20 protein-coding genes and 1 pseudogene are annotated in these 21,616 nt (G+C 56.9%); 8 read left to right on the top strand and 13 right to left on the bottom strand.

Going from position 1 to position 21,616, the window contains the following annotated elements; translation table 11 throughout:
* Positions 1-288 precede the first annotated feature (288 nt).
* Positions 289-3,225, bottom strand: a complete 2,937-nt coding sequence (locus tag AC2IAX_RS11525; RefSeq protein WP_494387618.1) for an S-layer homology domain-containing protein — start codon at positions 3,223-3,225, stop codon at positions 289-291.
* 452 nt (positions 3,226-3,677) lie between these two features.
* Between AC2IAX_RS11525 and AC2IAX_RS11520 the strand changes: the two genes are divergently transcribed.
* On the top strand, positions 3,678-4,256 hold the full coding sequence (locus AC2IAX_RS11520) for a hypothetical protein (RefSeq protein ID WP_494387617.1): 579 nt from the start codon (positions 3,678-3,680) through the stop codon (positions 4,254-4,256).
* A gap of 33 nt (positions 4,257-4,289) precedes the next feature.
* A complete protein-coding gene (locus AC2IAX_RS11515; protein WP_494387616.1) occupies positions 4,290-5,744 on the top strand; it encodes a DUF3685 domain-containing protein in 1,455 nt (484 codons plus the stop codon).
* 109 nt (positions 5,745-5,853) lie between these two features.
* Here AC2IAX_RS11515 and AC2IAX_RS11510 read toward each other — a convergent pair whose 3' ends face one another.
* The 3 genes from AC2IAX_RS11510 to AC2IAX_RS11500 form a co-directional block, all read right to left on the bottom strand.
* The gene (locus tag AC2IAX_RS11510) at positions 5,854-6,318 is read right to left on the bottom strand and encodes a YggT family protein (protein ID WP_494387615.1); all 465 of its coding nucleotides are present in this window, start codon (positions 6,316-6,318) and stop codon (positions 5,854-5,856) included.
* Positions 6,319-6,435: 117 nt separating this feature from the next.
* The gene (locus AC2IAX_RS11505; protein WP_494387614.1) at positions 6,436-7,185 is read right to left on the bottom strand and encodes a pirin family protein; all 750 of its coding nucleotides are present in this window, start codon (positions 7,183-7,185) and stop codon (positions 6,436-6,438) included.
* Positions 7,186-7,389: 204 nt separating this feature from the next.
* Positions 7,390-7,644 carry a CDGSH iron-sulfur domain-containing protein gene (locus AC2IAX_RS11500; protein ID WP_494387613.1) on the bottom strand — a complete coding sequence of 85 codons (255 nt, stop codon included), beginning with the start codon at positions 7,642-7,644 and terminating at the stop codon, positions 7,390-7,392.
* A 716-nt stretch (positions 7,645-8,360) separates the two neighbouring features.
* Here AC2IAX_RS11500 and AC2IAX_RS11495 point away from each other — a divergent pair.
* Positions 8,361-8,690: pseudogene (locus AC2IAX_RS11495) on the top strand (winged helix-turn-helix transcriptional regulator); the annotation flags it as partial.
* A 351-nt stretch (positions 8,691-9,041) separates the two neighbouring features.
* Here the strand turns inward: AC2IAX_RS11495 and AC2IAX_RS11490 are convergent.
* From AC2IAX_RS11490 to AC2IAX_RS11480, 3 genes are all read right to left on the bottom strand, one after another.
* Positions 9,042-9,497 carry a Fur family transcriptional regulator gene (locus AC2IAX_RS11490; RefSeq protein ID WP_099531468.1) on the bottom strand — a complete coding sequence of 152 codons (456 nt, stop codon included), beginning with the start codon at positions 9,495-9,497 and terminating at the stop codon, positions 9,042-9,044.
* Between the two features lie 401 nt (positions 9,498-9,898).
* The gene (locus AC2IAX_RS11485; RefSeq protein WP_494387612.1) at positions 9,899-10,567 is read right to left on the bottom strand and encodes a hypothetical protein; all 669 of its coding nucleotides are present in this window, start codon (positions 10,565-10,567) and stop codon (positions 9,899-9,901) included.
* A gap of 356 nt (positions 10,568-10,923) precedes the next feature.
* Positions 10,924-11,781, bottom strand: a complete 858-nt coding sequence (locus AC2IAX_RS11480) for a sulfurtransferase (protein WP_494387611.1) — start codon at positions 11,779-11,781, stop codon at positions 10,924-10,926.
* An 82-nt stretch (positions 11,782-11,863) separates the two neighbouring features.
* On the opposite strand from AC2IAX_RS11480, the gene AC2IAX_RS11475 reads away from it, so the two are divergent.
* Positions 11,864-12,586, top strand: coding sequence for an ABC transporter ATP-binding protein (locus AC2IAX_RS11475; RefSeq protein WP_494387610.1), 723 nt, complete (start codon positions 11,864-11,866; stop codon positions 12,584-12,586).
* A gap of 327 nt (positions 12,587-12,913) precedes the next feature.
* Positions 12,914-14,014: an RIP metalloprotease RseP gene (rseP, locus tag AC2IAX_RS11470; RefSeq protein WP_494387609.1), complete on the top strand. Its 1,101-nt coding sequence runs from the start codon at positions 12,914-12,916 to the stop codon at positions 14,012-14,014.
* 172 nt (positions 14,015-14,186) lie between these two features.
* Here the strand turns inward: rseP and AC2IAX_RS11465 are convergent, their stop codons facing one another.
* Positions 14,187-14,480 (bottom strand): 2Fe-2S iron-sulfur cluster-binding protein, encoded by a 294-nt coding sequence (locus AC2IAX_RS11465; protein WP_099535489.1) that lies wholly within the window; start codon positions 14,478-14,480, stop codon positions 14,187-14,189.
* A 38-nt stretch (positions 14,481-14,518) separates the two neighbouring features.
* On the opposite strand from AC2IAX_RS11465, the gene AC2IAX_RS11460 reads away from it, so the two are divergent.
* The 3 genes from AC2IAX_RS11460 (at position 14,519) to AC2IAX_RS11450 (ending at position 16,896) form a co-directional block, all read left to right on the top strand.
* On the top strand, positions 14,519-14,659 hold the full coding sequence (locus tag AC2IAX_RS11460; RefSeq protein WP_494387608.1) for a hypothetical protein: 141 nt from the start codon (positions 14,519-14,521) through the stop codon (positions 14,657-14,659).
* 456 nt (positions 14,660-15,115) lie between these two features.
* The gene (locus AC2IAX_RS11455; RefSeq protein ID WP_494387607.1) at positions 15,116-16,111 is read left to right on the top strand and encodes a Gfo/Idh/MocA family protein; all 996 of its coding nucleotides are present in this window, start codon (positions 15,116-15,118) and stop codon (positions 16,109-16,111) included.
* A gap of 191 nt (positions 16,112-16,302) precedes the next feature.
* Positions 16,303-16,896, top strand: a complete 594-nt coding sequence (locus AC2IAX_RS11450; protein ID WP_494390371.1) for a CatB-related O-acetyltransferase — start codon at positions 16,303-16,305, stop codon at positions 16,894-16,896.
* Positions 16,897-17,001: 105 nt separating this feature from the next.
* Here the strand turns inward: AC2IAX_RS11450 and AC2IAX_RS11445 are convergent, their stop codons facing one another.
* The 5 genes from AC2IAX_RS11445 to AC2IAX_RS11425 all read right to left on the bottom strand — a co-directional run bounded on the left by AC2IAX_RS11445 (position 17,002) and on the right by AC2IAX_RS11425 (position 21,341).
* Positions 17,002-17,643 (bottom strand): LON peptidase substrate-binding domain-containing protein, encoded by a 642-nt coding sequence (locus AC2IAX_RS11445; protein WP_494387606.1) that lies wholly within the window; start codon positions 17,641-17,643, stop codon positions 17,002-17,004.
* Positions 17,644-17,750: 107 nt separating this feature from the next.
* Positions 17,751-18,332, bottom strand: a complete 582-nt coding sequence (locus tag AC2IAX_RS11440; RefSeq protein WP_494387605.1) for a CPBP family intramembrane glutamic endopeptidase — start codon at positions 18,330-18,332, stop codon at positions 17,751-17,753.
* 90 nt (positions 18,333-18,422) lie between these two features.
* Entirely contained in the window at positions 18,423-19,511 is a 1,089-nt protein-coding gene (locus tag AC2IAX_RS11435; protein WP_494387604.1) for a DUF3326 domain-containing protein, read from the bottom strand.
* Positions 19,512-19,677: 166 nt separating this feature from the next.
* Positions 19,678-19,878, bottom strand: a complete 201-nt coding sequence (locus AC2IAX_RS11430; protein WP_494387603.1) for a DUF8621 family protein — start codon at positions 19,876-19,878, stop codon at positions 19,678-19,680.
* Positions 19,879-20,060: 182 nt separating this feature from the next.
* Complete coding sequence (locus tag AC2IAX_RS11425; protein ID WP_494387602.1) at positions 20,061-21,341, bottom strand: aminotransferase class I/II-fold pyridoxal phosphate-dependent enzyme; 1,281 nt, start codon at positions 21,339-21,341, stop codon at positions 20,061-20,063.
* Positions 21,342-21,616: the final 275 nt, after the last annotated feature.

Here is a 21,616-nt window from a genome sequence, read left to right as displayed (position 1 = left end):
TGTTGACCAGCGCGGTTGATTAGCCCACGGGGCCAATGTTCCTATTGTGCCGGATTTGGCCGAGAGGTCTAGGCCCGGCGTGATTTCCACAACCCAGCAGCACCGATCGCCCAGGAAGTCTGAACAGCCCAAACGGCTACCGGGTGGGTTTGATCGATCGACAGAGACAAGGGGCTGAGGGGCGATCGTCAAATCGCCTGAAACCCTGGTTCCACCGTGGCGAGATCGACAGAGACAAGGGGCTTAAGCCCCTTGCCTAGGGCGGTGAGGGGATGGAAGAACTGTTGATTAACCTTCAGCGATCAGGGCCTGGTGAATGAAGCTGGCCAGGTCGGCGCGGGTGGTGGGCTGATTGGGATTCAGGCGATCGGGACTGGGTTGCCCTTGCAGGATTTGGCGCTTGAGGGCGGCGGCAATTTTGCCCTGCACGGCGCTGGGAATTTCGGCGCGATCGTCCAGCACCGCCAAGCCTTCGGGGGACTCATCGGGCCAAGCCAGCCCTCCGGCCAGGGCCGCGGCCAACTGCCAACGGGGCACACCCAGCTCGGGGCCAAATCGATCGGCATCCATACCCGAGAGAAATTGGCCCCGGTAGGCGCGATCGATCGCCTCAGCGGCCCAATAGCCCGCAGGCACATCTTGAAAGACCTTGCTCGATCGTCGATCGCCTGGATCAAAAGCCTTGACCAACACCGCCGCCAATTGGGCCCGGTTAATCGGCTCATCGGGATGGAACGAGCCATCCTCGTAACCGCTGAGGATGCCCTGTGCCGCCAGGGTATTGATGAAGGGGGCGGCCCAATGGTTAGCGATGTCGCTGAAGGGGCTGCTGGCCGGGTCACTGTTGGTGGTGTTGCTGCCCAAATCGACAATGTAGGGCGATCGCAGGGCGCTGGCCAGGCCCTTGGTGACCAGGGCTTGATAAAGGAAGGCGGATACTTCCCCCCGGGTGATGGCCCGCTCGGCCTCCAGGCGGGTGAGGTCTGGATAGTTCACCACCATGCGCCGCACCGTGGCCGTGGCGATCGCATCGCGGGCAAAGTTGGGAATCCGAATCGCATCGCTGTAATAGCTCAAAACACTCAAGGTTCCCCCCGTCAAACCCAGACCATTCACCAGGGCGACCAACGCTTGGGCCCGGGTGAGGTTGGCATTGGGCTTAAAGCTGCCGTCGGGAAACCCTGCCAATAGTCCGCGTCGATAGCATTGGTCGATCGCCCCAGCGGCCCAAAAACTGGCCGGCACATCCCAAAATTTCGCCCCCGATCGCAGGTTAGGCAAGCTGGGAAAAGCCTTCACCAACAGGGCCGCAAACTGCCCCCGCGTCAGGTTGGTGTTGGGGCGAAAGGTGCCATCCTCCTTGTAGCCGCTCATGATTTGCCGTTGGATCAACTGGCGAATAAACGCTTCGGCCCAATGGCCGGTCACGTCATCCCCCAGCGGGCCAGGGCTGGGCGTTGGGCCAGGGGTCGGAGCCGGACTGCCGCCGCCCGCCCGTCGCCGGGCCTCCAACACCGCCTTGTAAGCGTTCACCTTGCCATAGCCAAACCACCGGGAAAACCCGCGACTGTCATAGGAACCATAGCGAAATCCAAACTGTGGATCGGCATTGGTGTCCACAATTTTGTCCGTTGTTGCTTCCAGAATCTGTTTCACCTCCCGCGCCGTCAGGTTGGGATTCGCGGACAACACCAGGGCTGCCACGCCCGCCACCACCGGGCAAGCGCTGGATGTGCCCCCAAAGTCGGCGGTGAAGTCCGTGCTGCTGTAGCCTGCGGATCCCAGGCGATCGGTCGTGAACACTCCGGCTCCGGCCAGGTTGCTGGTCACCTGGGGCGGAGTCAGAATGGCACCGGTTTCCGGCAACCAAATTCCCGGCGGTGCATTGTTGCTGGGGGCACAAACGGAAATGTTATCGCCCCAATTGCTATAGGCGGCTTTGCGGTTCAAGCTGGTGGATGCAGAAACGGCAATCACGTCCGGATGGGCCGCAAACCCCGACAGCCATTCCGTGGATCCCGACAACACCTTGTTGGGCCAACCCTGTTCATTCACCGTGCCATTCACGGGCCGATTGGCATTGCCGGCCGCAAACACAATCACACAGCCCTTGCCATTGCGGCCCTGGGTGGCGGCCCGGCTGAGGGCGGCCCGTTGCCGGGTGGAGAGGGGAAAGTAAATGCTGCCTGGGCCCCAGCTACAGGAAACGACGGCGGCCCCCCGAGACACACACCAATCAAACAGTTCTTCCACCGCTTGGTCATCTAAGTAGCCGGTGGTGCGAATGGGCATCAGGGCACAACGGGGAGCCACCCCAACGATGCCGCTGCCGTTTTCTTCGGCCACGGCAACCCCGGCACAGGCGGTTCCGTGGCTGTCGTCCCGCGTGCCGGGCAGGGGGTTAAAGTCGTTGTCTTTAAAGTCTTTGGGGCTGACGATTTTGCCGGTTCCCTGAAAGTCCGGGTGGCTGAGGTCAATGCCATCGTCGGCGATCGCCACGATGACGGATCGATCGCCCCGGGTAATGTCCCAGGCCTTTTCCGCATCGATATGGGAACCGGCGGTGATGCTGCTGCCCCCGTTGTTTTGCAAATACCACTGGGAACTGAAAAACCCATCCCGCGGCCGATAGAAGGGCTGGCTTTCAAGGATGGCATTGGGTTCGGCACTCAGAACGGCCGGATTTTCCAGCAGGGTGTTGGCAATTTTCAGGGGGTTCAGGGGCGTTCGATCGCTCAGGCGATAGATAAACGCATTGGGAATGCCGTCCAGGGGTTTCACCAACACCAGCCCCAGGCCTTGGGCGATCGCGTCCACCGCCTGGGCCACCAGGGTGGGATGAAACACGATCGTCACCTCATCCCCCAAATAGACCCGCGTGGCTCCCCGGCCTTGGTATTGGTAAACGTGGCTCACGTAGTCAAAGGCTCCGGAGCGGCGAGCTTCGTCCATCACCGGATCCAACCGGGCTGGAGCCACCAGCAACTCCACCAGGGGCACCCCCCGCCCTAGCGGCCGCACCTGGGTTACGTCGGGCCAGCGGGTGGGATCGATCGGCTGGGCGGCTTTGGGGCGCACCACGAAGCGATCGGGCACTTTTTCCAGCAGCACCTCATCTCCGCCCCGTTGCAACACCAGGCCCAGAAACTGGGGCGGCACACCAACGGCCCCCACAGAGTCCAAATCGGACGGCACGGGATGAGAAGAAGGTTGCAAATCCGCCACGGGGAATATCTCCTGAAACAGGCTTGGAACGGGCTTGGAACGGGCTTGGAAGAAGATTGCGCTGCAAACGACAGGACGCTACGCCACAACGACGGACATTGGCCAGCCAGAAATCAGCCAGCCAGGACGGTCAACGCCGCCCCCAATCTAGGCTGATCCGACGCGGAGGGGCCCAAGGGCGATCGAACCTTGTCGTAGAATAGAGCCGATTTGACCATCACAACGGGTACAAGCCTCGCCCTCGGAGGGTGGCTTGATCCCAGTCGCGGGCGGGCAGTCCGAGACTCAAAACGGACGCGGGGGCCGGCGTGAATCCAGTTCGCTGGTAGCGACCCCTGAAGCGTCAACCCATGGTCTAGTCGAGCAACTCCGGTTGCTTGGTTAGCACCAGAATCCCCACGCCCTTGGGGTGGGGAGGATGTCAAGCGGCTCCTAATCAATCCACCCAGCCCATGCTAGCCCTTCGATTCCCCCGGTTGCTGCCTGTTGTTTTACCCCTGTTGGCAGTTGCGGCGCTGGCCCCCAGCGTGCGGGCCCAAGAAACGAATCTGCCCGATGCCACTCCAGCTAATCCTGAACCGGCGGTGGTTCAAGCAACGGGACTGTTGAGCATGGCCGGCGGTCAACGCTTGATGGATGAAGCCGCCCGCGCGATCGAGTCCCAAAACTACGGTTTGGCTCAACAGCGCTTGCAGCAAGCTCGGCAGGTGTTTAACCAGTTGTCGAACTTCCATCAGCAATTGTCTGGTGCATTTTCCGCGATCGACAACCGCATTTCCCAAGAACAGCGCAAGAACGCCCTTGAAGCGGCCCAAATGCGCGATTTATCGACCTATCAGCTTGCCTTGGTTCACCGGGCCCAAAATCAACCGGAATTAGCCATTCCTCTGTTGGTGCAGATTGTTTCAAGCCAAAGCCCCACGCGAGATTTGGGAACCAAGGCCTATCAACAACTGGCGGAGCTGGGCTTCATCAGTCCGGGGGCCCTGCGTCCAGCGCCCGCACCGGCTCCCGCTGCCACACCTCGCTAGCGGGAGTAGGGGCAATTGAGCCGACCGCCAGCCTTGAACAATCGGCAGCGCTGGTTCCAATCCCAGTGGCTGGAGGTTGATCGGGCCCTGCGAGATGGGGCCACCTTGGCCCAACGGCGCGATCGCCCCTGGTGGGATCAGTGGGTTTTGGCGGGCCGGCAGCGCGAGTTGCGGGCGGCCCGCTCGGTTTTGAGCTGGTTGGCAGGCGGCATTCCCGACCCATCGATCAATATGGATCCAACCAATATGGATCCAACGAATCGGGACGGGAGCGGCTGGGATCCAGAGGACGATACGGCATCGTCAGCATCGGCGCTCAATTCGCCCCTGGGTCGATCGGCAACGCGCCCGATTAACCGCCCACCGGCCAATTCAGCCGCTAATCAAGCTGCGGGTGGGGCCAATCCATCGGCCAATGCGCCATCTAATCGCCCGATCGGCTCCGGAGCGATCGACCCCAGCCGCAATCCGCCCCCGCCCCCCGAGGATCCGGCGGGTGGCTCCACACCGACCGCCCTAGACCTAACGCTCTGGCGATCGACCCTCTTTGACGATGCGGTGGCCCGGCTGACGGTCGATCGACTGGTGAACTTGACCGGTTCTCCCCTGGAAATTGAAATTCTGCATCCCGATCGCCGCCGGGAGCTGTTGGCCCTAGTGTTGCGACGGGTGGAACGGGGTCTGGAGGAAGTGCGCCGCGATCGGCTGCGGGGCGATCGCTTATTGGCCCAACAGGAAGCCTTGCTGCAAACTTGGTGGGTTCAGCTTTTGGATGACTTTTTAGGCGACTGGCTCACGGATCGCTCAACCCTGCGATCGGGCAATGGGGCCCTGCGGCTCCAGCGCGATCGACTGCTTCAGGATTGGGCGATTGTGGCCGCAGACATTTTGAACCGGGCCGTGGAACTGGGCCCCTTGCTGGAACACCTGCTTTGGGGGTTGCCCTTAACGGTGGATGGGGTGACGGTGGAGGCGGGAACCGGGGCTGCCCTCGATCGGGCCAGTGCCCTGCTGCATAACCTGGTGCTTTGTTTGGCCTGTGCCGTGGTGCAACCGGTTTTGAATCGCTATGGCGATCGGGAAGGTCTGAAGCTGGCCCTGTTCGATCGGCGCTGGTTACCCACCCGGGAAGTGGAACGGTTTCGCAATGACCTGGCTTGGAAATATCGAGTGCAACGCTGGGTCAGCGAACCCAAAGCCATCTACGAAAGTCGCTATTGGCTGCTGACGGCCAGCGATCGGGGCATTGTGGCCTTGCCGGTTTATGCGCCCCGCAACCAGGAATGGCGGGCCCTGTCCGGTGTGCCCTTGGGGGTCACGTTGCTGATTGAAGCCCGCGACGCGATCGCCCCTCGGGTGCGGGCCACGGTCACCCTGGCCGGTCGTGGGGCCCTGATGGTGCTCCAGGCGATCGGGCGCGGCCTTGGCTTCATCGGCCGCGGCATCATTCAAGGATTGGGCGATGCGCTCGATCGCCGCAAGACTTGATGGATCGCGAGTCAAGACTTTTCTTTGGGGCTGCCGGATGGGCATTGCTCCCCTGCGACCCAATGCCCTTGATCGCTAGCCTTCGAGGGTAATCACTAGCCCCGATCGGCTAATCCGACACAATTTTCAGCAGCCGCACAAACAACACCCCCAACAAGAAATAGGTCAGCATCGCCACGATCGAGTTCAGATCCAACGCATTGAACTGACCAAACCGAAATACCGGGAATAACGTTGAAAAAGGGCCAATGTAGGGACTGGCCAAAAACTCAATGCCCTGAGCAAAGGGACTGCGGGGATTCGCTCCCGTTAGTTGCAACAGGAATCGCATCCCAATCAAAATTTCCAGGGCCACAATCAGGTAATAGGTTCCCTGTTGCACCCGCCGCAATACCTCATTGCGCCGTGCGATCGCCATTTGCCGGGCCTCTTCCCGCAAGCGGCGTTCCTCCGCCCGCAACTGCATTTCATAGAGCTTGCGGGCGTAGTCTTCGGGGGGCAGTTGGTCACCCGGCAGGCTATCAGCGCCCGGTTCAGAGGGGCGATCGTGAAACGGATTGCCGTTGGTGCTCATGGATTCGGGATCAGGCCCTAAAAACAGCGATCGAATCCATGCAATCGTTTTGCGGCTCCGTCGTCAAGCGATCGCCCCTCCCAACCCATCATCCAAGCAGCGGCCATTGGCTCGGCCTTAAGCCAGGTCAAACAGCAACAGCTCCGCACTCTCTGAAGCCGTAATTTCCACCTGCTCCAGGGCCGTGATGGCCGCCGCGTCGCCCGCCTCCAGCGTCACCCCATTCAGGGCGATCGCCCCACGAGCCACCTGCAACCACCCGCCGCGTTCAGGGCTGGCAAATTGATGCACCACCCGATCGCCCGCCGCCAACGAACTGGCAAAAATCAGCGCATCCTGATGAATCGTCACCGAGCCATCGCGACCATCGGGCGAAGCCACCACCCGTAACCGGCCCTGCTTGTCTTCCGGCGCAAAGAACACCTGCTCGTAGCCCGGCTGCAAGTTGTTGCGATCGGGCAAAATCCAAATTTGCAACAGGTGCAGCGGCTCCGAATCCGACGCATTAAATTCGCTGTGCAAAATGCCCGTTCCAGCGCTCATCCGCTGCACGTCGCCCGGCCGAATCAGGGAGCCGTTGCCAATGCTGTCCCGGTGCTCCAGCAACCCACTCAGCACATAGGTCACGATTTCCATGTCGCGATGGCCATGGGTGCCAAACCCTTGCTTGGGGGCAATCACATCCTCATTAATTACTCGCAACGTCCGAAAGCCCATGTGATTGGGGTCGTAGTAACTGCTAAACGAAAAACTGTGATAGCTATCCAACCAACCGTGATTGGCATGGCCCCGATCGCCCGATCGCCGAATCGTGATGTTGCCCGCAGTGGTCGGGGCGATCGAGGCAGCAGAAGACGAAATAGTCATGGCTCAATTACTCCACCGTTTAACCTATCAAACCGTGCAAAATTCAGAAATGCAAAATCCAGAAACGCAAAATTCAGCAATCAGCAAATCACATCAACAACCGAAGCCACCGGTAAGGCCAGTTCACCTCAGGAGGATGATTTGATCAGCATTTGACCATTTCAATACACCAAAAAAATCAGCCATTTTCACCAAATTTAAGTCCTAATTAGCCATTAGCGGCTGATGGGAACCATCACAGAAGGGCGGATTTTGAGTTTGTTTGCAATTACAAATTGCAACTTTTTTTGTTTCTGTCACCTCAAAGGCAAAAGGCGTGAAACTCGTTCCCCGGTGGGAGCCATCGCAGAATTTCTGAGAAGCCGATCGACCGCAAGTACACCAGAAATATTTCCCCGGTGCCAGTTCAATCACCTCAGGCTTTGTATCAGCAATCACAGCCTCATTGGGAGCAGTCATGCTTAAAACTCTCTCTCGGTTCAGTAAACTAGGCGATTGAATTAATCCTAGGGGCTTCTCTCGGCAGCAACAAGTACGCACAAAAAAGTGCGGTAGTTACCAAAAAGAAACCACCCAGTAAATCAATCAAATCAATCAATCAATTGACTCAATGAAGAGACTTAGAGGATGTCTGAAAAGCCAAAATTGCTACTCTGTGAGCCTCAGAGATCGATGTAGACAAGGGGCTTAAGCCCCTTGTGCCTACGACAATTAATCTTCAGCCCACATTGAAAGATACTTCTCAGACATCCTCTTAGGACTAGAAGAAACTTGAAGATTTTATTGAACCAAGACTCAACAGACCTCTTGCATCAATCACGATCTTCATTTTAAATTTTTCTCCAAGATTGCTGATTGACTAGCAAACTTTATAAGTACCTAGTTCCTATGTGGTTTTCCTGTAGGTTGGGTTGAGCTTTGCGAAACCTAACTCAATCACCACGAACTTTGCTGTGGTTGGGTTTCGTGCCTCAATCTAATCTACAACCGCAACTACAACTCAATTTTAGGTTTTCTCAGAAGTGTAATTTCTAAATGTAATTTCTAGAAAATTCAAGAGAGCATTCAAGAGCATGTTCAAGAAACATTTCAACCATCAACTTGAAGAAATTGATCTATATTGCTTTTGATATGGCTTGCTGTGGCTTCCTTCGCTGCATGAGGATCGATCGCCCATGATTACCCCGAATCCAGCACCCACCACGGGCTTCACGCGCCTCAGTTGTGCCGTTGAGACAACACTCAATATCATTGATGGGCGCTGGAAAGTGCTGATTTTGCGCGAGCTATTTGCAGGAACCATGCGCTTTGCTCAACTGCGCCGAGCGCTTCAGGGCGTGACGCAAAAAATGCTGACTCAGCAGCTACGGGAACTGGAGGCTGATGGCATTGTTCACCGGCAAGTTTATCCAGAAGTGCCGCCCAGGGTGGAATATTCCCTCACGCCCTTGGGCGAATCCCTGTGGTCAGTGCTGGAAGCGATGCACAACTGGGGGCTGCACTATCAAACCTCCCAAGGTATCGTTGATCATCCTGCTCATGGGGAGCCAGCGTTGCCACGCTTGCCGATCGACTATGACGCTCAAAACTTTGATGCTCAAGACTTAGGCAATCACAATTTGGACGCTCAAGACTCGATCGACTAGTGTACTAGGTTCAGATCATTCAAGGTGTTGAAATCATCTCCATAGCCCCCAAATAAACTAGGTGAACCAAAATTTAGGCCCCTAAAACACCCAGATTTCAGAATACAGAAATTGCAGGACACAGGAGCCTAGCACGCCCAATTATGACCAAAGGTTGGCTCAATGGATTTCCACTCAGCCAACCCCTAATTTAGGATCATTATTCACAGATTAAAGCGGCAAGAGCGATCGCTGACAGGAAGGGCAAATGGCGTGGATGGTTAACTGGCAATCGAGCAGATGGTAGCCCTCTTTTTCCGATTGCTTAATTCCCATTTTCAAAACCGAATCGTTCTTGAATTCGATCGTTTTATTGCACTTAACGCAAATTAAGTGATGGTGATGATGGGGATAGGGCTGATTCAGTTCGTAGTGTTTGTGGCCTTCTGCTAGTTCTAGTTCGCGCAAAATGCCCATGCGCGACATTAATTTCAGAGTCCGATAGATCGTAGAAAGGCTGATGCCTTGGTCTTGCTCTTCAAGCAAGTGATACAGATCTTCGGCGCTGAGGTGGCGACCTTCGGGCAGATCCTTGAAGACATTGAGGATCACTTCGCGTTGGGGAGTCATCCGCCAACCGCGCTCGTTTAACTCGGCTTTTAGGGACTGTGGTGTGTAGGAAAACATAGGGGTTGGCGAGGTTTGACCTGAAGCGTTTCCCTCTGCCAAATGGTAACAGGTATAAATGAGCATTTGCAAGAAGCTCGTATTATTGAGAATAAATCTTAAGTCTAGTTTTAGGGAATGGGTCGCTTGGGTCTCCCCGGGCCGATCGCCCTAACGATCGGGTGGGCCATCAAGTTGTTGGGGGGTGGGGCTTTAGGGCGATCGCGCCGGAGTCGGGCCGGGCCAATTGGGGGTCGATCGGCCCTTTGCAAAAGTTGACATATCCCAAGGGATCAGAGCGATTAACTTGCGATTAAGGGCTACAGCCACCCTGTTTAAATGCAGATCTTTGCAAATATGGGCGCGATCGAGCTGCCTTTACAGCTCGATCGGGGAAGATTTCAGCGATCGCCCGGATTGGTTCAGGAGGGGTTCAAGTCCCGGAATTTGGCTTGCTTCAGTTGCTCATACCGAGCCTGGAGCGATCGAAAGTTGTGCTGAATGAGGGGAAACAGCTTGGACGGAAAGGGTTCGTTTAAATCCATTGGGTTCACACCGCGCATGGATTCGATCGATCGCACAGCTTTGTAAATTGCCACATGTTTCAGATATTTCAGCAATTCTTCAATCAGCTCTTGGCTATTTTCTGCCTGTTCAGCCAGGTGAATTTTGGATTCGATAATTGCAACAATTTCATCGTGATTTTTTAAAATAAAGTCTCGCTCAATAATTTCTCCGGCAGAATCCGGCAACGCGTGATCTCTTGCGCCCAAAGTGGCGATTCGCTGCCACATGGCGTTGTCTTTTTCAAGGCGTAAATAAATTGGCCAATAGAACTCGGCAATTTGGCGCTCCAAGAATTCCAGTTCCGCCTGATGACGAGCCAGCAGGATTTCTTGTTCTAATTCGGCAACGCGTTGTTTCTGCTGATTTTCCAAATCGACTAGGATTTGACGCTGGCGATATTTTTCATTGATGTCGCTTTTAAAAATCTCAAATCGCTTGTTTAACCAATAGCCAGCAATCAGCACAATGCCGCCAATGAGCACTTTATCAACAACCAGTTCAATGAGTTTTTCAGAAAGGGCCATGGTGATCATGCTCCGTTGGCGATTTCAAGCTATTTTGAGAAGCTATTTGATTAGAAAAATTACCTTGAAAAGTTGATTTAAAGAACAACAACCATAGGGGCAAGGGGCTTAGGGGGTATCGTCATTTTTCGAGGTGATGCTGAAACGATTGATCTTCCGTGCCCTAATCGTCGTAACAAGGGGCTTAAGCCCCTTGTCCCCCCACGATCCACTAACAGCAGGTCTAGGGTTTCGTACTCAACGACGACAGGCCCTAAGCCCCTTGTCTTCGGTGATTGCTAGTCCCTTGTCTTCGACGATCGATCAGGTCAATCGATCAGGTCAGCAGAGTAATCATTTAGGCTCCTCAAACATACTCATTCAAGCGGAGCAGTAACTTTGGGCAAGTCGGGATAGGAACACCAGTCACTCCAACTGCCGGCGTAGAGACGAGCTTGGGGCAGTCCAGCGCGGGCTAGGGCCCAAAGGTTAACGCAGGCCGTCACGCCAGAACCGCAGTAGACGATCGGGGGTGGATTGGGGGGCAAGTCCTGAAAGTGGGATTTTAAGGCGGCGATCGAGTGGGCGCGGCCTTCTGGGTCGCAAACCTGCACCCAGGGATAGTTAATGGCTCCGGGAATGTGGCCCGCTACGGGGTCGATCGGCTCCACTTCACCGCGATAGCGAGCGGGTTCTCGGGAGTCAATGATGGTTCCTTCTGCCAACCGTTGGGCTTGTTTGATTGTGTCGATCGAGGCCAGCAGTTCCAAGCGCGGGCGGGGCACAAACTGACGGACGATCGGGTGGCTGGGTTGGCTGGTGGTGGGCAAACCAGCTCTTCGCCAGGCCGACCAACCGCCATCCAGCAGCACCACCCGATCGTGGCCCAAATAGCGCAACAGCCACCAGAAACGGGCCGCAAACCCAAATTGGGAATCGTCGTAGACCGCAACCCACCGATCGGTATCAATGCCCCAAAAGCCCAGTTGATCCACCAGGCGATCGAGCACAGGCAGCGGATGCCGACCACCATGGGGGCCAACGGGGCCCGACAAATCCCGCTCCAAATCCGCATAGACTGCGCCGGGAATATGGGCGGTTTGATATTGCTGTTGTCCCAAGTTGCGATCGCCCAAGGAAAACCGACAGTCCACCACCACCCAATCCGGATCCGACAGCATTGGGGCCAACTGTTCCGGAGAAATCAGTTGCTCCAACAGCAATTTCGCGGCCATGGTTGAGTTTTCCATGCTGCCCCCCAGAGCATTTGCCAAAAATGGTATTACGATTAGTTGAAACTTCCACCCCTGCTTGATCGTGTCAGTTCTCCTTGAAGTCCAAGACGTATACGCTGGCTACCTGAAGGGCCTCGACATCTTACAAGGGGTGAATTTAACCCTGGCCCCCGGTGAACTGGTGGCCATCATTGGCCCCAACGGTGCGGGTAAATCCACCTTGGGCAAAACGATCGCGGGGCTGCTGAACCCCAATCGGGGCCAGATTTTATTTCATGGCGAGTCGATCGGGCACCTAAAGGCCAATGAAGTGGTGCAACGGGGCGTTTGCTATGTGCCGCAAATTGCCAACGTGTTTCGATCGCTCACGGTCGAAGAAAACCTGGAAATGGGCGCATTCATCCTAGAACAACCGATCGGGTCGCTGAAGGAACGGATTTTTACCATGTTCCCCCGATTGCACGAGCGCCGCCACCAGCGAGCGGGCACATTGTCCGGCGGTGAGCGGCAAATGTTGGCCATGGGCAAGGCCCTGATGCTGGAACCGGCGTTGCTGGTGTTGGATGAGCCTTCCGCTGCGCTTTCGCCCATTTTGGTCAACGACGTGTTTGAGCAAATTAAGGCCATCAACGGCACGGGCACTTCGATTATTTTGGTTGAGCAAAACGCCCGCAAGGCTTTGGAAATGGCCGATCGGGGCTATGTGCTAGAAGCAGGGCGCGATCGCTTCACAGGGCCCGGCCAAGATCTGCTCAACGATCCAAAAGTGGCGGAACTCTACCTCGGTGGCGCTGCCGCCCACTAACTAGGCCGCCCATGAGTTGGTTTGGGCGATCGTGATTTGGTCTCGGCCTCTCATCGCAATTTCAAGAGCCGTTGGCTGCGACCCAATGCCCGATCGATCGCCCCGCCAAGAACAGCCGTTGCTGAACCCACCGCCCCCGAGCCAGGGCCTTGCACCCACAGATCTCGCCAGCCTTCTATACTGAATCTTTACGAGATTTTTTCGCTGGATTTTCTGCGCTGGATTTCGCAAGGCATCACTGCGCCTTCCTCGTCAGTGTTCGCCCGCATCCATTGCGTTAGCTTTCACACATTTGCATTTTTTGCATTTCTATTGAGCAGCAAGCCTATGTCGGTATTGGTGGCGATCGGTGTATTGGCGTTGCTGGTGTTCGTTCACGAATTAGGACACTTCGCAGCGGCTCGGTTACAGGGCATTTACGCCAACAAGTTTTCCTTGGGTTTTGGGCCCGTCCTCTGGAAATATCAGGGGCCGCAAACGGAATACGCCATTCGTGCCATTCCCCTCGGGGGCTTTGTGGGCTTCCCGGATGACGACGAAGACAGCTCCATCCCCGCCGATGACCCCAACTTGATGCGCAATCGCCCGATCGCCGATCGAGCCATTGTGATTGCGGCCGGCGTGGTGGCCAATTTGATTTTTGCCTATGGGGTTTTGGCGGCTCAATATGGCTTCATGGGCGTGCCCGATGGCTTCCGCTACGAAGCAGGGGTGATTGTGCCCCAAGTGCTGGCTCCTGACAATCCGGCCGGACGAGCCGGACTGAAGGCAGGGGACATCGTGCAGGCGATCGATGGGCAAGCCCTCAGCGCCGAACAAGCAAGCGTGAAGGTGTTGATGGAGCAGATCAAGGCCAGCCCCGATCGCCCCCTGAGCCTGGACGTGCAACGGGGAGCCGATCGCCTCACCCTCCGAGTCACCCCCGAGCTGGACGAAGCGGGCCAAGGACGCATCGGCGTGCAACTGGCCCCCAACGGCCGACCGGTCTATCGCCCCGCCCGCAACCCGATCGAAGTGTTGACCCTGGCGGCCGATCGGTTCCAAACCATGGTGACCCAAACCGCTGGCGGCTTCTTGACCCTGGCGGCCAACTTCCGAGAAACCGCGCCCCAAGTGTCTGGCCCCGTCAAAATCATTGAATGGGGAGCCAACATCGCCCAATCCGATGCCGGGAACCTCTTTCCCTTCATGGCGCTGATCAGCATTAACCTCGCCGTCATCAACATCCTGCCCCTGCCGGCCTTGGATGGTGGGCAACTCTTTTTCCTGGCGATCGAGGCCCTGCGCGGCGGTCGGCCCTTACCCCAGGAATTTCAAGAAAACGTCATGCAAACGGGTTTGGTGCTGCTGTTGGGGCTGGGCATTTTGTTAATCGTGCGCGACACCACCCAACTGGAATGGGTGCAACGGTTGCTGCAACAACAATAGGCTCGCCAATCCAATCAGCTCGCCTAGACCACATCAGCCAACCCAGCCCAAGGATTGGGCCCAGTCGGGCCCCAAAAGCCAAAGGCTAACCACTCAAAAGCAAAAACAAAACGGGGCTAACCATCGTCGGCCCCGTTTCGTATGGGTTGGGCATTGCTACCCGAAGAAAGGCTTAGTACAGCTCTTCTTCCTTGTGGGTTTCGATCGTGCAGTCTGAAGTGGGGTAAGCAGCACAGGTCAGCACATAGCCCGCTTCGATTTGATCGTCATCCAAGAAAGACTGATCCGATTGATCCACCGAACCGGCAGTTACCTTACCAGCACAGGTCGAGCAAGCGCCTGCACGGCAGGAGTAGGGCAGATCGAGGTTTGCCTCTTCAGCCGCATCGAGAATGAACTGATCGTCGGCGCAGTTGATTACCTTTTCGCCGTCGGGAGTAATGAGCGTTACCTTGAAGGTCGCCATGGTTGTGACTCTCTCTCTCGCGTAAAAACAGGGGCGGTATGGGGCTAACGCAACGGATTAACCGGGTCAATGGCGCAGCTTGCACGGGGTTGCCAACTGGCGACCATGGGATTTTGACTGCTGACACAACAGTCGCGATCGGGAGTCTCAGTCAACGCGATCGGCGGGATGCCCACTGAACCCTTAGTTACGTTTGAGGCCACCGACAATTGAAGCCATGGGGTTAAGACATGGTTCAGCTCCGGCGTAGCCAACCTCGCCTTCTGATGTTACGAGAAATTTTTATTGCTACTACGGATGAGCACAGGGATCCGAGAACGTTATTCTTAATCGTTTTTCCAGATTCGATTCTAATTACTTATACTTATTGGATATTTTTGCGAGAATCGACAGAGTTTTTGTGGGTTCTTGGCTTAGTCTAAAGTCTTGAAACCAATATTTTCAAGGCTTTCCAGGCTTATTGTTCCGAGACTGCTTCGATTTATAACCCTAGCTAAAGCTTTGTTTTGAAATAAGAAATTTTTATAAAAACACCTCAAATTGTCGGTTTTCCGGCCCTTCCGCCACCCGAAATCAGCGCTAGGAGACCGGGGCAAAAGGCTAAGATCGGGGGGCTATGTTCGTGATCTGTAGTCATGCTATTGGGTAATCCGGTGCGCGTCGGCCTGGTGGGCACGGGCTTTGTGGCAAAGTTGCGGGCGGAGGCCCTGTTGCCGGATGCACAGGGAGACTGGTTGGCGGCCAAGCTGGTAGCGGTGGCGGGACGCACACCGGAGAAGGTGGCGGATTTTGCGGCAACTTACGGGGCGATCGCCCTGGACTCTTGGCGGGAGCTGGTTAGCCACGCGGATGTGGACCTGGTGATGGTTTGCAACACCAACGCCGAGCGAGGGGCGATCGTGCGGGCAGCCCTGGAGGCCGATCGCCATGTGGTGACGGAATATCCCTTGGCACTGGATCCCAACGAGGCGGCGGAGTTGGTGGAATTGGCCCGATCGCGCGATCGGCTGTTGCATGTGGAGCACATTGAGCTGTTGGGCGGTGTGCATCAATCCTTGCGGACTTGGCTGCCCAAAGTGGGCGAGGTGATCTCCGCTCGCTACAGCACCATCGCGCCGCAAATTCCCACCCCGGGCAAATGGACCTATAACCGATCGCTGTTTGGATTTCCGCTGGTGGGGGCCCTATCTCGGCTCCATCGCCTGGTGGATGTGTTTGAAAATGTCCGCCAGGTGGGAGCTGTGGCCCGCTACTGGCCAGCGGAGGTGGAGGATTATCACGCCTGTTGGTGCGAAGCCAGGCTGATCTTTAGCAGCGGCCCGATCGCCACGGTCACCTATGGCAAGGGCGATCGATTTCACGGTTCCCAGCGGCTGCTGGAAGTGCGCGGCAGTCAGGGCACGTTGATTTATGAAGGCAATCAGGGGCAACTGATCCAAGGCGATCAGGTGACACCGCTGGCGGTGGACGGTCGGCAGGGACTGTTTGCCCGCGACACCCACGCGGTCTTGGCCTACCTGCTGAATGGCACACCGCTGTATGTGCGCCCGGAAGAGAGTTTATACACACTGCGGGTAGCGGATGCGGCGGCGCGATCGGCCCATACGGGCCGCCCGATCGACTTGCTATAGAACTTGCTTGCAGAGAATTCGACAAAACCGGCAACTATCGGCAATTGTCTATGTCCTCTCGTCCTGAATCTGTTAGCTCTGAATCTGTTAGCCCTGAATCTGTTCACCCTGAATCTGTGAGTGCTGAGCCTTTTAGTTCTAAATCCTTTAATTCTGGCTCCTGTGGCCCCGATCCAGAACAGCCCTATCCCATGCCAGGTCAAGGGCGCTTGGTTTATTTGAAGCCTTTAATTAAAAATCCTCAGATCGTCGTGGGCGACTACACTTACTACGATGATCCCGCCGGGCCGGAACGCTTTGAAGCCAATGTGCTCTACCACTTTGACTTCATTGGCGACAAACTGCGAATCGGCAAGTTTTGTTCGATCGCCGCCGAGTGCAAATTCATCATGAACGGTGGCAACCATCGCACCGATTGGTTCACCAACTATCCCTTTCCCGTGTTTGGCCATGGTTGGGAAACCGCCATGCCCGACGACTGGCCCCACAAGGGCGACACGGTGATCGGCAATGACGTGTGGTTGGGCTATGGGGTGACGATTATGCCAGGGGTGCAAATTGGGGATGGGGCGATCGTGGCGACGGGGGCAGTGGTGACCCGATCGGTTGATCCTTACACGATCGTGGGTGGCAATCCGGCCCAACCCATTCGGAAGCGGTTTGATCAGGAAACGATCGCCGCGCTGCTAGAAATTCGCTGGTGGGATTGGGAGATTGCCAAAATCACCCGCAATTTGCCCGCCATCTGTGGTGGCGATTTGGCAGCGCTGCGATCGGCCCAATAGCAATAGCCCAATAGCACCGGCCCAATAACCACCCTCGATCGGCTCATGGTCATGGCCATCATGGGGCGATCGCCCACGCTGAAAACCAGAAACCGCTAAAAAACCTCAAGGAAGTGCGTCTTTCAGCGCCGTGCGAGCCGCCAGGTGGTTGCGCGTTGAACTCAGAATTTCGGCTTCCCGTTGCAGGCGCACCGCCGTATCTTGCATTTCCAGCAGGGCCTGTTGTTCCGCCGCCACGCCATAGAGCTTGGCCGCAACCCAGTAGGACAATTCCGTGGGCAGGGTGGGAATTTCGTCCGGTAGCTCAATTTCCCGATCGGACAGTTTGGCCGACAACCGCACCACGTCCTTCAGCAGGGTTTCCACTTCCCCGGCTAACCCATACAGATCATCACTGGGGGGATCATCTTGAATCCATTCCACCAAGCCAACGCGGTAGGGCTTATCGCGCACATATTCCAAGAGCCGAAAGCGCTGTTGACCGAGGGTCAACATCTTCAGCCGGCCATCGGGTAACCGTTGATAGCGCAGGACTTCCGCACAACAACCAATGGTGGCAATTTCGCCGCTTTGTTCATCGGACATCAACACCCCAAACCGTCGATCGGTTTCCAGGATGGTGTTCATCATGATCCGATAGCGATATTCAAAAATGTGCAGCGGCAGGGGTTGTCCTGGAAACAACACAAGGTCGTTAAGGGGGAACAACGGCAGTTCACGGACGGCGATCGAGGACGGAGAACCCATCGGCAAAAAGCTGAGAGAGTGAACAAAGCCGCCGCAAACCGCAATGGCGGGCGGATGCTGGCAGCCCCTAGTCTATCGCACTGGGCGGGTACTGGACGGTTTCGCCCCTAGGCCTTGGCTCGTTGATAGTGCCAGATCAACACAGCCAAGGCATTGGTGGTGATGTGGGCAATGGTGGGAACCAGCAAATTGCTTGTCCACCAAGCACTGCCGCAGAGAATAGCCCCGGTGATGCCGGCCCAAGCGGCATAGGGCCAGTGCTTGCGTCCTGCCAAATGCAGCCAACCAAAGCAAAGGCTAGATCCCAACAGGGCCAGCCAGTCAGCGCCCAAGCCGGGAAACATCACTCCCCGAAAGAACAGTTCTTCGCTGGCTCCGGGCAACAGGCCCACCCAGAGCGCATCCCAGGGCAAAAGGGAAGGCATCAGCCAGTTGAGATAGGCCTGGGCGCTGCGACGATATCCGGGCCAAACCAGGGCGATCGCGCCGCTGAGGCCGGTAATGGCAAGGCCTAGCCCCAGCCCGATCGCCGCCTCAGACCAAGACCACACCACGGGCCAGCGCTGCACTTGGCCCAACCAGAGCCACAGTTGCGCCCCTCCCCAAAAGGCCAGGGCCGTGAGGGCGATCGTCATCAAAAGCTGCGATCGCTCTAGGGGTTCTAGATCCAAATCCTCAAAATCATTCACAGGGCTTGACGGGGCGAAGCGGGGATGGAGCGAGGGCAAGGGTGCATGAAAAATGGCTCTGAAGGGCGAATCAACGGCGATGGATGGCGCTTAATCCCCGGGCGAATCAACCGTTGGTAATAACGGCATGATTGGACTGGATCGCAAGGCATCGGGCCAGAGGCCGGCCCGGCGGGCCGTGAGCCAACCGATCGCCTCTAAGTATGATCGCACCCGTGTGGCTCGCAAATTCAGCGCTTCGGGGGGGACTTGCATCGCTGTGGCGTTGTCGTCCACCGCGAGGATATCGGCCCCGGCAGCGGCCCAATGTAAAACGGCCGCGCCACCACAGGCACTGGTGGGCGTAATCACCACGTCGATCGAGTTGCGGGTGATGTCTAAGGGTTGCCATTGGGCCCAATCGCGCAGGAGTTGGGGCGATCGCCACAGGCCCGCCAGCACGCAGGGCAGGAAAGTATGGCCCAATTCCTCGGCGGCCGATCGCGGGGCCAAGTCTGCCGCTGGGGGGCCGCTGACCAAGGCCGGCGCATGGGCACAGGGCACGGCAAATTCCCGCACCACCAAATGGCTGATCACCGCTTCGGCTCCAGCGATCGGATCCACTCCCCGGCCTTGACGATAGGCGGTGGTTAGGGGGGTGTCTTCGTCGGGAAAACGGGCCACCACGGCGATCGCCTCGGCTCCGGCTTCGATCGCCCGTTCCGCAGCCCTCAGCAGGCTGGCGGGTTGGGCAATGGTGCCCCAAGAGGCTCCGGAAGCGGAAATTTTGAGGGCCACTCCCAGGGGGCGATCGGTCACAATCGCCGCCATCACATCAATGCCCAAGGTGGCCCGGGCCGCATCGGCCGCTTGCAGTTGCCGCCGCTGCAATTCCGGCTCAATGGCCCGATCCAAAATCAGAGCGATCCGGTTTTGGCGCACCGGCCGCAGCCCCCAATCGCCCGCCGCGAGCCGATCGAGCGCATAGCCCTCCACATAGAGAGTATTGGGCAACGGCCAATAGAGCATGGCCCCGTTCAACACGTTGGGATGGGTGATTAAACAATCCACCGCCGAGGCCATGGCTCGCGCCACCGGTAGCCCATCGCCTGCATAACCCCCGATCGTTGCACCAATGCCGGTGGGAATCAGCAAGACCGCCGTAAACGGGCGAGTTCGGTCAACGATCGCAGATTGCATCGGGCACAGCTTGCATCAGACGTAGGACATGGAACAACAACAGCTTGGCCCCGGTCTCGCGCATCGGCCGGGTTTGATCCGGGTATTTGCGGGATGCAGCCGGGAGCCAAACAAGAGCTTCCGGTCTGAAGTTTAAGGCCTGGAGTTTAAGGCCAGCGGTGCGCCGTTAAACGTTCGACTCGATCGGTTCGCTGGTCACCATGCCCGTGGTCACAATCGCTTCCACATTGGCCAGATCATCTTCCACCTGGGTCACAGCCCAGCGCAACGGCTCACCCCGTTTTTGCAATTCCGTTTCGATCGCCTGGGGCAGCGCGATCGGCGACTCGTTCAAGTCAATCTCAAACTCGATGAAATGGGTGGTCATAGGATTGGATGATCCAAATTGATGAGAAATCGGCAAGCACCAAGGTGGCTGCCAAGGGTATTTCAAGGAAAAGAGCCTTGGATTGATTGGCGCAAGAAGTTCCAAACATCTCGGCAATCAGTCCCAGTCGTTGTCCTCTATCCTAGGCAGCTCTTGGCCCACCTGGGTCAACCGAGGTCAACCTAGGCTGACTTGCTGGCGGCATACATGGACTCGCGCACCTGCACCATGGCATCCACCAACCGATCCATTTCGTCTTGGGTATGGAGCGCGTTGGCCGTGATCCGCACCCGAGGCTTGGCAATGAACCAAATCGGAGAAACCCAAATTCCCTGCTCAGCCATCAGTTGGCGGGCGAAATATTTCGGGTTCATGTCCGGTGGCAACAACACGGGCAGCACGTTGGTTTCGCCCATCACTTCAAAGTTGGCCGCCGTCAACCGCGATCGCAAATAGCGGGTGTTGTCTTGCAGGCGCTTCACCAGCTCTGGATGTTGGCGCACTTGGCGAATACTCTCCAGGGCGGCGGCGGTCATGGGCGGCGGCAGGGAAATGGTTCCGATCGAGGTGGGCGACACATTCATCAGCGGCTTAAATTCCGCCACATGGGTGCTGATGGCCGCGCCGGCCGAAGCCGCAAACTTCGAGAAGGTGGTCATGATCAGGGGCACAACGCCTTTGGCGATCGCATCGCTGGGCAAAATCCCAAAATGCTCATAGATGCCGCGGCCCGTGGGCCCGAGCGCGCCGCTGGCGTGGGCTTCGTCCATCAACAGCACAGAGCCGGGATAGCGACTGAGCACCTCGATCATCTCCGGCAGAGGAGCCACGTCCCCATCCATCGAAAACACCGCATCCGACACCACAAAAATGCGATCGCCGGGCCGCGCATGGCGCTCCAGCTTGCGAGCCAAATCCTGCGCGTCGCAGTGGCGGTAAGCCTTCACCCGCACATTGGGGCTATAGCTAAAGGTTTTGCCCGATCGCGTCCGGGCGTGGGCCAGGGCCGAGATGATGCAGCCATGGTTCAACACGTCCGACATGATCAGGGTTTCGCGATCGTGGGTAAAGCCCGGCACCTGAATGGCCAAGTGGCAAAAACCATCAATCACCGCCTGCATCGCCATCCAGGCATTCATGAACAGTTGCGTGTGAGGCAAATGCTTGAAGCCGGAAATTTCATCCTCCAGTTGGCGGTGCAGATCAATCCGACCACTTAACACCGAGCAGGAACTATTCGAGGTGCCGTATTGCAAAATTGAGTCGATGGCAGCCTGGCGCACGGCCGGGTTCATCGTTAACCCCAGTACGTCATTCGTACAAAAGGTCAGCACCTCGAAGCGTTCCCCCGTTGTCGCCTCCTCAATTTCGACCCAGTTGCCCTGCTTCTGGTGGCAAATATATTCATCTGGATCGAGATCGCTCTCATACCAGCGCTGGACGTACTCTTTGACGACTTCCACAGGTTTCTCCTCGCCTCAAATTGCTGGTTGCGATCGATCCTTATCCGACCCAGGGTGCGATCGCGTCGTTGCAGTCACTGCCGCAGATTTCCCGCCAAAACAGCGTAGGAGGGGTTAGGAGTCGGGGGGTAATGATCCGAGTCTCCTTCCCAATCACTGGGCAGGGTGTGGGATTGCGATGGTTTCGGTGTATTGCGATTTGTTGCGCTCGCAAATTGCTCTTAACTGTATCTCAGTTCGCGCCTGCTCTTGCAAGGGGCAATGGATTGGTCATG

This window comes from Limnothrix sp. HT2024 (assembly GCF_059138625.1).
The sequence above is the reverse complement of the archived record's forward strand: the minus strand, read 5'-3'. Positions and strand labels throughout refer to the sequence as shown.

What these genes read in the sequence shown, in the direction of transcription:
- AC2IAX_RS11520 (WP_494387617.1), top strand. Translation starts at nt 3,678, where the DNA reads ATGCTAGCCCTTCGATTCCCCCGGTTGCTGCCTGTTGTTTTACCCCTG.
- AC2IAX_RS11510 (WP_494387615.1), bottom strand. Translation starts at nt 6,318, where the DNA reads ATGAGCACCAACGGCAATCCGTTTCACGATCGCCCCTCTGAACCGGGC.
- AC2IAX_RS11505 (WP_494387614.1), bottom strand. Translation starts at nt 7,185, where the DNA reads ATGACTATTTCGTCTTCTGCTGCCTCGATCGCCCCGACCACTGCGGGC.
- AC2IAX_RS11500 (WP_494387613.1), bottom strand. Translation starts at nt 7,644, where the DNA reads ATGACTGCTCCCAATGAGGCTGTGATTGCTGATACAAAGCCTGAGGTG.
- AC2IAX_RS11490 (WP_099531468.1), bottom strand. Translation starts at nt 9,497, where the DNA reads ATGTTTTCCTACACACCACAGTCCCTAAAAGCCGAGTTAAACGAGCGC.
- AC2IAX_RS11485 (WP_494387612.1), bottom strand. Translation starts at nt 10,567, where the DNA reads ATGGCCCTTTCTGAAAAACTCATTGAACTGGTTGTTGATAAAGTGCTC.
- AC2IAX_RS11480 (WP_494387611.1), bottom strand. Translation starts at nt 11,781, where the DNA reads ATGGCCGCGAAATTGCTGTTGGAGCAACTGATTTCTCCGGAACAGTTG.
- rseP (WP_494387609.1), top strand. Translation starts at nt 12,914, where the DNA reads ATGTCGGTATTGGTGGCGATCGGTGTATTGGCGTTGCTGGTGTTCGTT.
- AC2IAX_RS11465 (WP_099535489.1), bottom strand. Translation starts at nt 14,480, where the DNA reads ATGGCGACCTTCAAGGTAACGCTCATTACTCCCGACGGCGAAAAGGTA.
- AC2IAX_RS11460 (WP_494387608.1), top strand. Translation starts at nt 14,519, where the DNA reads ATGGGGCTAACGCAACGGATTAACCGGGTCAATGGCGCAGCTTGCACG.
- AC2IAX_RS11455 (WP_494387607.1), top strand. Translation starts at nt 15,116, where the DNA reads ATGCTATTGGGTAATCCGGTGCGCGTCGGCCTGGTGGGCACGGGCTTT.
- AC2IAX_RS11450 (WP_494390371.1), top strand. Translation starts at nt 16,303, where the DNA reads ATGCCAGGTCAAGGGCGCTTGGTTTATTTGAAGCCTTTAATTAAAAAT.
- AC2IAX_RS11445 (WP_494387606.1), bottom strand. Translation starts at nt 17,643, where the DNA reads ATGGGTTCTCCGTCCTCGATCGCCGTCCGTGAACTGCCGTTGTTCCCC.
- AC2IAX_RS11435 (WP_494387604.1), bottom strand. Translation starts at nt 19,511, where the DNA reads ATGCAATCTGCGATCGTTGACCGAACTCGCCCGTTTACGGCGGTCTTG.
- AC2IAX_RS11430 (WP_494387603.1), bottom strand. Translation starts at nt 19,878, where the DNA reads ATGACCACCCATTTCATCGAGTTTGAGATTGACTTGAACGAGTCGCCG.